Source organism: Candidatus Stoquefichus massiliensis AP9 (genome assembly GCF_000455285.1).
Lineage (GTDB): Bacteria > Bacillota_I > Bacilli_A > Erysipelotrichales > Coprobacillaceae > Stoquefichus > Stoquefichus massiliensis.
This window is the reverse complement of the sequence record NZ_HG005285.1, coordinates 196,329-209,136: the sequence shown is the minus strand read 5'-3', so window position 1 is coordinate 209,136 and position 12,808 is coordinate 196,329. Positions and strand designations below refer to the sequence as shown.

General features: G+C 26.7%; 7 protein-coding genes and 1 pseudogene. All 8 read left to right on the top strand.

All coding sequences use genetic code 11. The annotated features are described in order from the left end of the window. On the top strand, nt 1-917 hold a 917-nt coding region (locus tag BN350_RS20875), incomplete at its 5' end, for a thiamine pyrophosphate-dependent enzyme (protein WP_044600087.1). A 1-nt stretch (nt 918) separates the two neighbouring features. Then, nucleotides 919-1,836: an NAD-dependent epimerase/dehydratase family protein gene (locus BN350_RS03235; protein WP_028042298.1), complete on the top strand. Its 918-nt coding sequence runs from the start codon at nt 919-921 to the stop codon at nt 1,834-1,836. Nucleotides 1,837-1,840: 4 nt separating this feature from the next. Beyond that, on the top strand, nt 1,841-3,151 hold the full coding sequence (rfbH, locus tag BN350_RS03230; protein WP_044600086.1) for a lipopolysaccharide biosynthesis protein RfbH: 1,311 nt from the start codon (nt 1,841-1,843) through the stop codon (nt 3,149-3,151). Nucleotides 3,152-3,433: 282 nt separating this feature from the next. Continuing rightward, nucleotides 3,434-3,571 carry a hypothetical protein gene (locus BN350_RS21800; protein ID WP_420885234.1) on the top strand — a complete coding sequence of 46 codons (138 nt, stop codon included), beginning with the start codon at nt 3,434-3,436 and terminating at the stop codon, nt 3,569-3,571. A 1,387-nt stretch (nt 3,572-4,958) separates the two neighbouring features. Continuing rightward, the gene (locus BN350_RS03220; protein ID WP_147573514.1) at nt 4,959-9,887 is read left to right on the top strand and encodes a hypothetical protein; all 4,929 of its coding nucleotides are present in this window, start codon (nt 4,959-4,961) and stop codon (nt 9,885-9,887) included. A gap of 24 nt (nt 9,888-9,911) precedes the next feature. Next, nucleotides 9,912-10,496, top strand: coding sequence for a hypothetical protein (locus tag BN350_RS03215; protein ID WP_028042294.1), 585 nt, complete (start codon nt 9,912-9,914; stop codon nt 10,494-10,496). Between the two features lie 82 nt (nt 10,497-10,578). Beyond that, nucleotides 10,579-11,739 (top strand): DUF2971 domain-containing protein, encoded by a 1,161-nt coding sequence (locus BN350_RS03210; RefSeq protein ID WP_028042293.1) that lies wholly within the window; start codon nt 10,579-10,581, stop codon nt 11,737-11,739. 142 nt (nt 11,740-11,881) lie between these two features. Then, nucleotides 11,882-12,808, top strand: a pseudogene (locus BN350_RS18380) (ATP-dependent DNA helicase RecG); the annotation flags it as partial.

The window sequence follows — 12,808 nt, the reverse complement described above, 5'->3', positions numbered from 1 at the left end:
GATGCTCCAATTTCATTGTTGCTAAGTCTGATCTGATTATATCAATTGGTTCAAGAATGGATATTCGTCAGGTGGGGACTCAAAGAGATAAATTTGCAAAAAATGCAAGAATCATCAGATTTGATATAGACAGCGATGAACTGACCTATAAGGTAAAGGACAATGAAATTGATATAGAATGTGATGCCCAGAACATTATAGATGGGCTGAGTCACTGTAAACTGACTACTGATTACTCTCAATGGAAGGAAATATGTAAAAAAATACAAAGTATGCTTGTAAATATTGATCAGAATAATCCTAATGTTATTGTTGATGCTATCATGGAAAGAATACCTGATGGAGCCATTATAACAACAGATGTAGGGCAAAACCAGGTATGGGTAGCTCAGTCATCGAAAATCAAATCGAACTGCAAGATTTTATTTTCAGCCAGTTTTGGGTCAATGGGTGTTTCACTGCCAGAAGCGATTGGAGCATACTTTGGCTCAAATCAAAAGCCAATCATAAGCTTTAATGGAGATGGCGGAGTTCAGATGAATATTCAGGAACTGCAGGTCATCAGAAGAGAAAGGATTCCAGTAAAGATTATTATCATAAACAACTACAGTCTTGGAATGATAAGACATTTTCAGGAAATGTATCTGGAAAGTCGTTTTGCACAGACAGTTTCAGAAATGGGCTACACTGTTCCTGACTTTGAAGGAATTGCCAAATCATATGATTTGAAGTACACTGCTGCTTCATCAATTAACGATATTAAAGATATTGATTTAGATACACAATATGGAGAAATCATTGAAGTGAAGATTTCAGAAAACACTTATGTTGTACCAAAATCTGTGATGAATCATGAACCACAGGATCAGTCTCCATTTTTAGATGAAAAATTATATAGGGAACTGATGGAATTATAGTATGAATGTATTAATTACTGGTGGTACAGCTTTTATTGCTTCGCATCTCATCAGAAGACTACTGAAAGATGACTATATCAACAAAATATATATTGTTACAAGAAGAGTCAATGATTTTATAGATGAAATTTCAGTTTTTCAGAAAATAGAGATAATTCATCTTCATTTTAATGAATATTGTACATATTTTGCTGGCTTTGATAAACATATAGATGTGCTTTTTCATTTTACATGGCAGGGAATACGTGGTGCTGAGAGACAAAATGAAGAACTGCAGAAACAGAATTATCAGTACAGTCTGGAATTTATCAAAGAACTGATCCAAAAGAATAGTGATATTATGATTTTTCTATCTGGATCACAGGCAGAATATGGAAATATAGAAACTGACAATCCAATTAGTGAAGAAATGATTTTGTCAGCACAAATAGATCCATATGGGAAGTATAAGACAAAGCTATTTAAGGGACTTGATAAAATTTTAATAGAAAAATGCAAATTAAAACTATATAACTGTCGTTATATTAGTTTATATGGCACAGGAGATTATAAAAACTCTTTAGTCTCAGCTTCTATGCATGCTCTAAGTACAAATAGTATATTGCACTTACAGTCAGAATGTATGAATCTGTGGAACTATCTCTATGTTGAAGATGCAATTGATGCGCTTGTTCTAATGATGACAAAGTGTCCTGATTCAGGAATCTATAATTTTTGTGGTGATGAAACAAAACATCTCAAAGAGTTTGTTGAAGATATTAGTGTTGCCTTATGTTCACAGTCTAAGATTATTTATGGAACAGTAAAAAGCACTACAAACTTAAACTATACAAATAAAAAATTAAAATTAGCTACTGGATGGTATCCAAAGCATACATTTACTAGTGGAATAAAAGATATGATAAGTAAGGGAGAATAGATAAATGACAATTAAAAGAGAAGAAGTAATTGCTTTAGCAAAGCAGTATTATGAACAGGAACATGAAAATACAAGACTGATTCCAGGTGTTAGCTATATTGCAGCATCAGGAAAGCAGGTAGACAGTGATGATTTAGGTAATCTGATTGATTCATCACTGGATATGTGGCTGACTGCTGGAAGATATAGTGATGTCTTCGAAAAGGAGTTTCCAAAATTTTTAGGTATTAAATATTGTGCATTGGTGAACTCAGGTTCATCTGCAAATCTTATTGCATTTACAGCATTAACATCCCATAAATTAGGTGATAAGAGATTAAAGGAAGGTGATGAAGTTATCACAGTAGCTGCTGGATTTCCAACAACTGTATCACCAATCATTCAGAATGGATTAGTGCCAGTCTTTATTGACTGTGAGATTGGTACATATGACTTTGATGCATCAGTCATTGAAGAAGCCATCAGTGATAAGACAAGATGTATCTTCATGGCACATACATTGGGAAATCCATTTAATCTTGATAAGGTTATGGAACTAGCAGAGAAATATGATCTATGGGTTATTGAGGATAACTGTGATGCATTGGGTGCAAAATACAATGGAAAGTATACAGGAACGTTTGGACACATCAGTACATGTAGCTTCTATCCAGCACATCATATGACAATGGGAGAAGGTGGAGCAGTTCTGACAAATGATAGTTTATTATATACAATCATTAAGTCAATCAGAGACTGGGGAAGAGACTGTATCTGCCCACCAGGTAAAGATAATATCTGTGGACACAGATTTACACAGAAGCATGGAGACTTACCAGAAGGATATGATCATAAATATGTATACTCACATCTAGGATATAACCTTAAGGTTACAGATATGCAGGCAGCCTTGGGCGTATCACAATTAAAGAAACTTGAATACTTTATTAACAGAAGAAAAGAAAACTATCAGATGATTACAGATAAATTATCTGAATTCAGTGATTATCTTATTCTTCCAACAGCAACATCGAACAGTGATCCAAGCTGGTTTGGATATACAATTACAGTAAAGGATGATGCACCATTTACAAGAAATGAGTTATCAAGATATCTAGAAGAACATAAAATAGGTACAAGACTATTGTTTGCAGGAAACCTGTTAAGACAGCCATGCTTTACACAAGAAAACTATATATATAGAGTTGCAGGCTCTTTGGCTAATACAGATAAAATTATGAATAACACATTATGGATTGGTACATGGCCAGGCATTGATGAGGATTGTATTAATTATATTTATAATGTATTTGGGTCATTTATTGAATTATATTAGAATAGGGAGTTTATTATGAAAATTACAGTTGCAAGGAAAGGCTATGTTGGTCTGTCATTGCTGTGCTTCTGGCACAGCATAATAAAATCAAGGCAGTAGATATCATTCTTGATAAGATTAACAATAAGATATCACCTACTCTGGATGATGAAATAGAAGAATATCTGGCAAATATAGATAAGATATTTGATGAATATAAGCCATCAGTAGTTGTTAATCTGGCAGCACAGGCAGGAGTAAGATATTACATTACAAATCCTAGGTGCCTATATAGAATCAAACATGATAGGCTTCTATAATATACTGGAAGCTTGTAGACATAATGAGGTAAAACATCTCGTTTATGCTTCAAACTCATTTGTATATGAATCTAATAAAAAAGTGCTATACAGTACAGATGATAAGATGGATAGTGTTTGAATTATCTAGAATCAACAGAGATTATGTGACATAGATATTTAGATTAACGATGAAAAATATTAGTTTATAAATACTAATATTTTTTAATATTTTATGTAAGCGTTAACAATATAAGAAAAGGTGTGAAGAGAATATGAATAGGGAAGATGTAAATGATATAGAAGAGATTCTAATTAAAAATATTGAATCAGAGTATACTAAATTACAGGAAAAGGACAGTAAATTAGATTTGAAAATTGAATATGAGTCAGGTAGTCTATTAAATTTACAATACTTATGTATGATGTTATTACAAAAAAAGGAATTAATTAACCAAATAAATATGGACCTGTCTTTATCTGAAGATATAAATAAGGATTATTATAATATAATTAATTATTTATATTTTGTTAGTCATGATAAAAATGTATTTAATCCAAATTTAAAATTCAAGTTTACTAAGAATGATGGGATAGAAGAGAATTTTACATTTAATAACACATTCAGAACTTCAAAAATTATACCACTCATATTTATTAATAATAAAACATATCAAATTTTGAAAAAGCCGATTAAAGAATCTTTAAATAAAATAATAGTAAATGAAAATGGTAGAAGATTTGATTTTAAGAAATGTAATTATAACGGAAATAATTTGGAAAATGCATTATTAAAGAATTGTTATAAATGGTTATTCCCTAAAGCTGCATATGATAAATGTATTGAACACTTTTCAACACAATTCTTTTTTGGTACAACTCAAAATATAAGTGTTTTAGCATTCTTTCTATTTAGTTTGTTTTTTTACTATCGTTTTGATGAAAATAATAAAATTGAGATGGGATTTATTGAAAATAGTAGTGAATATCAAAAAGAAGAGTTAGAAAATATTGTGAATTGTTGTGAAATTGCTGATGGATTATTACAATTGATTGAAAATATAGTCTATCATGCTGGGAATCAAAAGAATAACGGGTTAGGTTTTTTAACTTTTAGAATTTATACATATAAGAATAGTGAAGGATATTTGAATAATGAATTTAAAAACTATTTTGATGGGAAGGATAATAGAACATATATAAAAGTTGGTGAGAAGGAAGAAAATGAATTAGAAATAAATAGTAGTCTATCTCAAAGAATATTTAATAATAATATTGATATAAAAGAATTCGTAAAAAAGATACAGTTAGTTAAAGAAAATGAGAACATGAGGAAGTTACAAAGAAATAGTTATCAGTATTTTCTAGAAATATATGTTTCTGATTTTTCAGATAAATCTCTTGTTGATGAATACTTAAAAGAAATTGAGATTTCAAGAAATGATCCTGAAACAAAGAAAAAATTAATAGATGCAAAATTCTCATTACGTGATATTTTTGATGATAGTAATCAGGACGTTTCTGATATTATGAATGAATTTAATAGTAGAGAGATAAATGCTATTCATCATTATGGTTTACAACTTTTTGATTCTTTGATATTAAGTAATGATGGGTATTTTCAAGCAAAATGTAATGCTAGCAATAATGGGTATGAGATATATTCAACATGTGATAGTGATGTGAGTACAGATCAATTAAAAATGAAGGGTAGCCAATTTCATATTTTATTACCATTTCAAGAAAAAATATCAGAAAGTCAGTTTGGGTGTAAAGATGTAAACATCAAGTATATAGAACCAGAAATAGCTCCAGAAGTGAAGTATATAACTTTTAACGAAAACACTTCTTTTTATTCACAGTTGGACAAAAATTTTAACTTTAATTCTTTAGATAATAAATTTGGAAAAATTAAAAACATTTCTGATCAATTGTCTTTAATGTTAACTAAAGATAAAGATATTTATGTTTTCGATATTCTTCATATTCAAAGTGTAGAATTATTCATGAAATCATTGCTTAATTCTATTTTTAATAAAAGAGAAAAAGAATATTACATCGCAATTAAAAATTGTACTCTTATACATATTATTGAAATTTTTCGAATGCTGGCAGTTTTTTATGATAAGAAGGGAAATTCAAGAGTATTAAATAATATTCAGTTTTTTCTTTACAATGAAAAGCGTGAAGAATTTTGGATCAAAGGAAAGAATATAAAAGAAGTACTCAATATAATATCTAAAGTATCTTTAACACGTGGATATAAAACTTTTGTTTCAGATATTTTTGAATCATATTTGAGAACAAAACCTTCAATGAATCTCGAAATTAAAAATTCAGATATCTTGCCTTTTGATATATACTTAAAAAACGAGAAAGGATTGACTGTTTTTGAAGAGCATACTAAGAATTTGTTGGAACAAGATATAATTCATAATAATTCTGGATTTATGTTAAGAGATACACATATAAGAATAGGATCAAAAATACATTTGAATTCATTCTGTGAAGCTGAATTATTATTTCATAATAGTTATTATACTTCAAAGTTCTCTAAAATTATCATGGAACGTTTGTCGTCTTTAAATAAAATAAATATATCAGAATTTTTAAAAGAAAATACTGAAAAAATAGATATAAAAGATGAAAATATGGAATTTATTTCTGATAAAAAAACACTTTTTATTGGATATGAAGTATATTCGGAAATGTTGGTTTATGAATTGGCTCAAAATATGCCTAATCTGTATAAACATACTATTTTTACAAACAAACGTATAAATGATAGAATAACTATAGAGGAAATTAGAAATTTAGATAAAATATTAGAAGATTGGATAACTGATGGAGAAGAGTTACAAGTTGTTTATATAGTGCCTATCAGTACTACATTAACTACTTTTGGTAAAATAGAAAAAAAGTTTATAAGTGAAACAAAAAATAGAGAAATGAATATATCAAGTTTTTATTTCAGTATTATTGAAGTCAAAGATAAACCTAATGAAGGTAAATTAAATGAATCTCTTCAAAAGTCTTATTGGAAAGATATTTCTACAGATGAAAGATATATATTATATTCATTAGAAACAGAAGAATCGACAATATCAATAATTCAATATTTAATTGATATTGAGCTAAAGTGGTATGATGCTTTAAAATGTGAATTATGTTATCCAGCTAATCCTATAAATGAAATACCATTAATAGAAACAAATAAAACATCAGTTGTGCCAATGTTATCAATTGGGATGGCTCCTACGAAAAGAGCTCGTTTTGACGATAATAAAATTAAAATCGAACTTGACGAATTAAAAAAAATAGCGACATTAAAAGATTATTTATATTTTGGACATTATGAGCGTGGATCTAAACACTATAGATATTATATTGATACTGAAAGATATTTTATAAGTAAGGAAAATGAAATAGAAGGATGGTTTGCGAAAATTAAAGATAATATAGTAGAGACATCAAATGAAATAATTACATATAATATTATTTTATCTCCTCTTCATTCAAGTAATTCTGCATTTGTAAAACTTGTACATTCGAAAATTTTCTCTGAATCAGCATTACTTGTACATGTAGATACTGATAAAGAATATAGGGGCAATTTTTTTACAAAGTATAAATATTTGAAAGATATATATGATAATCTTTGTAGTTCAAATATCAATTCTATTATTAATGTATATTATGTGGATGATGAAATTATTAGAGGAACTTCCTTTCTGCGCTCAAAGAGTTTAATTAAAACTATGTTTGATAAAAAATCAGATAGAGTGCAAGTGAATATTTTTAAAAAAATCATTGTATTAATAGATAGATTATCTAATAATACAAAGAGTAATTATATTGATGATTATAATGATTTTTATTCATTTACTAATATAAGAATTTCACATTTACGAACACATGAAGGCTCTTGTTATTTATGTCAAAGATATAATTTTTATGATTATGCAAGAAATAATAGTGTATTAATTGATTTGAGAAAACGCTTTAACACTTGTAGAAATTCATATCATCTAGAATCAATAGATAATAAAAAAATATCTATATCAAATATTTTCGATATAGATAGCATGATTAAAGATGGGATGAAATTTGATGGATACAAAATGTTTTATACAACACATTTTATTACAAAAAAGTTAGACCGAATGATTTTTTATAAAAATGATAAAGAATATGTGTTTACTTTCACACTTTATTATTTACAAAAAAATAAATCTGAAACAGATGGATTAACAAATATTTTTAACTCACAAATTGAAAGAATTATTTATATTATTGTTGCAATGAGTTCTCCTTTTTTAGCATATAGAAAAGCTTGCTTGGAAGTGATTTTTGATGTTATTCTCATTATTTTTGAAATGATAATGTTTGAGGGAGAAGATATAATAGAGTATTTAAAATCTCAGCTGATAGAAAATAAAACTACTGATTCCGAAGAGAAAAATGTAAAAAATAAAAAGTATATTTTATCAGAAGATAATATATCTTATTTGAAAAAGCTAAATAAAAAAATAATTAAAGGAACTTCAGAAAAAGAAAGAGTATCGTTAATGATGATTCTTATGAGACAAAGTGTTTATTTAAATAGTAATTTTATTATTAGATATAATAACATTATTAAAATACTTAAATATTTTAATGATAAAAAGTACTTAAGTGATGGAATAGTACAATTATATAGTGGATTGGTTTTTCAACTAATTAATTCACACTCAGATGAATCAAAGTCTAATTTTTTAGAATACGAAATCATTCATAATGAAGAATATATCAATTCCACTGATAGTTCACCAGAAATATATAATAGAATTGCACTCACAAAAAATTTAGCAGATTCAAATTTACAAAAATATGTTCAAGATTTATTTTATTCTTTATTTTTTGATAATGGTAAAATTTACTTAACCGCTTTAGATAATATTCAAAAAAATAATATAAAAAATATTGAAGAACACTATTTTCTTACAAACTATGTACAAAATTTATCAAGTTTAAGTATTAATTCTAAAATAGAAGATTTAAATTCAATTATGGTTGAAATGTATGAATATTTAAAAAAACAGGATGAAGAATCTGATGAAGTTGTTGAAAAAAAAGAATTAAATAGTTTGAAATCAGATAATGAGATTAAACAGATTAAAACTATTGCATTTTATGATGAATTATCTGATTATTTAACAAAGTTGTTTGATGGAAAATTCATTTGTAAGTTTGCTTATGAGTATAAAGATAATCAATTGGAGTGCAATTTGATTAACGAGACCAAAGAATCTCAAATATATGAAGTTGAACTGAAAAACCTAACTAAGTATAGTTTGTTATCGGCCAATCAAGATGATAAATACACTTCAATTCTAAATTGTCAAACTTTTGATTTTAAACAAGGAACATATATGTTTGATGAGGAAAAATGTATAATTAAATTTAATGGAAAAGAGAAAAGTAATTATATATATTTGATTATTTGTTTAAATGATAAATATAGCAATGATGACGAAACTAACAGTAATGATAAAATTATTAACAAAAATCAAGAAATTAATATTATGGATTATATACAAAATATAAAATTAGTTTTTTTGTTTTATAATATGATTAATAATAAAATTGCTAAAGATTTTAATAATGATTTATTACAAGAAATATCACATATGAAATATTTGACTACTCAATTTGAGAAAACTAGAGCATTTGATCATAATGAAGGTGTATTACAAGGTGGGTTTTCTAATCCTTTATTTGTGTCCAATAAATTTCTATTTGGCTATCCTCAAAGTAAAAAATTTTATTTAACAGAAGATGAACTCAAAGAAAATGGTTGGGATAATAGAAGCTTGATTTTTGGTATGTTTATAAGTAGGGTTATAGGAAAAATGAATATACTTCTTTTAAGCGATAAAAAAATAAGAACATGCACTAATTGGATTTGTATGGCTAGAAGAATAGAAGTTTCATTAAAAACTTTTATATATAAAGATAAAATAAATATTCTTAATAAAGAAAATCAACTAATTGAAAAAGAAAATTATTTTAATTTCTTTAAATGTTTTTTTCCAGATGATAATAATGATATATATCTAAAAAATAAAAAGGAAGAACTTATTGATATACAGGACTTTTCTGCACTAATTATTGAACTTATTCAAAGTGCATCGAAAAGTGGCAAAAAAATTGATGATAAAGTTTGCGTTAGATTTTGGAAAGAAAATGAATATTTGTGTGTTGCTAATGATGTGTATGATAACTTTAGTTTTGAAGAAATAGTTAAGGGTTTTAAAAGAAAAGACAATGGTATTTCATTAGCTGTTTTAGGTGAAAGTATATTTAAATTTTATGAAAATGAGAAAAAAACAGTACTTATTGAATTAGGGCAAAATATATCTATTGATGGGTCTTCAAGTAAGGAGATTGTTTTTAAATTACCTATTTATTTAAAATAAGTATTACAACCAGGAGGGAAAAGAATGAAGGTTAAAATTATTTATATTGATGATTCTAATGGTAAAATTAAAAGAATGGCAGCATCAATTAATGAGTTGATTGATCAAAGGCAACGTGAAATAAAAGAAACTTCTAAAAAAAATAATGAAGTAATTGAAGTAGAAAATTATTATTTAAAAAGAAAATTTGAAGGTATAGATCTAATCTTTAATTTAAAGGAAAATGAAATTTTTGAAAGTTATAGTAGAGATAATGTTGCAAAATTCAAAAAAATATTAGATAAACTGAAATTTAATAAATTTAAGATAATATTTGTTATTGATGCTTTTTTAGAAACAGAAGAGCATGACAATAGGGATAATTCTTATTATATTTTACGACAAATCACGAAACAATTATTAGAATTGACTGATGTCTTTTCTGTAATATATCAAACAAATATTACTAATTTACAGGAAAGTGAATGGAGAAAGGTGGCAGGTCTAACAGCGAATGGAAAATACAGTAACTTTCATTTCTTTATTTTTGATGATATAAGTGGTGGAGAGTATGGAGATTTAAATATGTTTAAGAAAACTCTATATAAAATAGTTGGATTAAATGATTAAAAAAATTTTAAATTAATTTACTATAATGTGTAATTAAGATAGTTAAGAATAGAATAAAAAGGTTTGTAGAAAGGAAGAACAAATGAAAGAATTAATTAATGAATGGAAAAAGTATCATACGCTTTTAATTGGTAAGGAGGATATTTATAGTGTGGAATTCAATAATTGTTTTCACTATACTTCACTTGATGTATTTTGGCTTATTGCAGAGAATGAAACGATGAGAGCTACTAATGTTATGTTTTCCAATGATTCGGAGGAACATAAGGCAGGTAAAAAAATTGTACAATCTTTTACGGATATAGAGAATGATATATCTAGTCATTCATCAAACTATATGATATGTTTTTGTGAGCAAGAAAATTTATTAAGTCAGTGGAGAGAGTATGCTAATAAAGGAGTTTGTATAGAGTTTGATTTTACTAGGGATAATATTTTTAAAATTTTGAGTGTTAAGGAGGATATTGATTCACTTTATTCATATTCGGAACCAACAAAAATACTTTATGTAGATTATGTGATTTCAAATAACATTGTAAAATTTGATGTGAATAATTTGCAAAATATGACAATTACTAATTCTTCTTTGCAAAATATTAATTGTAATGATTTAAAAGAATCACTTAATCAATATATAAATAAAAATCAATATGTTACTAAAGAGTATAATAGAAAGATGGTTTCTCGAACTTTAATACCTTATATAAAACACAGTGGATTTTTGGAAGAAAAGGAGAAAAGATTGGTTTTTACATTAACAAGTCTTCAGGAAATAAATCATGTTTGTTTTGAGAAGGATTTAAGTACGCATATAAAAAAACCTTATATTAATGTTAAATGTGAGAATAAAGATAATGATATTTTTTGTGATAAAGTCGAAATAGGGAAATCATTACCAAAAGTACTTCAAGCAAATATTATAAAGAAAATAGAGGAGTATTCTAATAAAATAAATTTCCATGTTGAACATGAAATAATTGAAGGTGAGAATATATATATATCTATAGGAAAAAATCAGGAAGAATTATTTTGGGGAATTGAAGAACTTCTAATGGATTTTAAAAGTGAAAAACGATATAAGGTTTGGTGTCATGGGCATTGGCCAATAAGATCTATAATGGTTGCACCATCGCAGGAACAAGATATAATTATGGAATCTATTGAAAAATATGTGCAAAAAATTTATTGGTTAAAAAATATTGATATAAAAAAATCAACTACACCATACAGAACAAAAAAATAATTTACTGTGTTGAAATATTTTATCTTTAATGTGAAGAATATTTTTAGAAAAGATTTTAATTTAATGGTTTAATTATTATTTAAGATACCTTAGGGTATCTTTTTTTTATGTTTTCATGTAAAATATGGAAAGGTGATAAAAAATGACAGATATAAGATTATTAAAGACAACAGAAAAGAGATATCAGGCATTAGAATCTATGAATATAGATAGCTTAGAAGATATTGTTATGCACTATCCATATAGGTATGATATCATAGAAGAAACTTATCCAACTTTAGAAGATGATAAGATTATCATAGAAGGAACAATTATCTCACCTACAAAAGTCTTCTTTAAAGGAAGAATGTCAAGAATGTCTTTTACTGTTGAAGATCACTATCTTCAACAATATCAAGTCACAATCTTTAATCGTCATTTTTTACGTCAGTATTTAAAAATGTCTACAGTGATTACAATTATAGGGAAATGTAAAAATGATAAGATCACTGCTACAGATATTAAAATAAAACCAATAAGTGAATTAAAAGGTATACATCCTGTTTATTCTATAAAAGAAGGTATCACTCAAAAATCATTTGCTCAATATGTTAAAAAAGCATTAAGCTTATTAAAAGGCAATATTGAAGCTTATGTACCAGAAGAATATATTATCAAACATCAATTAATACATAAAGAAAGTGCTTTATACAATATCCATTTTCCAGATACTCAAGAAGATATTAAACAAGCATTAAGATATTTAAAATATGAAGAATTCTTAAAATTTCAATTAACAATGCAGTTCATTAAACAACAAAGAAATCAGGAAGTCGGTATATCAAAAGTCTTTGATATGCAAAAATTCCAATCTTTTATTCTTTCGTTACCTTATCAATTAACCAAAGATCAACAAACATCAGTGAAAGAAATTGTTGAAGATTTACAAAGTCCTCGTATGATGTATCGCTTTTTACAAGGTGATGTAGGAAGTGGTAAGACTGTTGTGAGTAGTGTGGCTTTATATGCCAATTATCTTGCTGGTTATCAGGGGGCATTAATGGCTCCAACAGAAATATTGGCTGCTCAG

Bases quoted from the DNA above. Each gene is read 5' to 3' on its own strand.
- BN350_RS03210 (WP_028042293.1), top strand. From the start codon at position 10,579: ATGAAAGAATTAATTAATGAATGGAAAAAGTATCATACGCTTTTAATT.
- rfbH (WP_044600086.1), top strand. From the start codon at position 1,841: ATGACAATTAAAAGAGAAGAAGTAATTGCTTTAGCAAAGCAGTATTAT.
- BN350_RS03215 (WP_028042294.1), top strand. From the start codon at position 9,912: ATGAAGGTTAAAATTATTTATATTGATGATTCTAATGGTAAAATTAAA.
- BN350_RS03235 (WP_028042298.1), top strand. From the start codon at position 919: ATGAATGTATTAATTACTGGTGGTACAGCTTTTATTGCTTCGCATCTC.
- BN350_RS03220 (WP_147573514.1), top strand. From the start codon at position 4,959: ATGAATGAATTTAATAGTAGAGAGATAAATGCTATTCATCATTATGGT.
- BN350_RS21800 (WP_420885234.1), top strand. From the start codon at position 3,434: ATGATAGGCTTCTATAATATACTGGAAGCTTGTAGACATAATGAGGTA.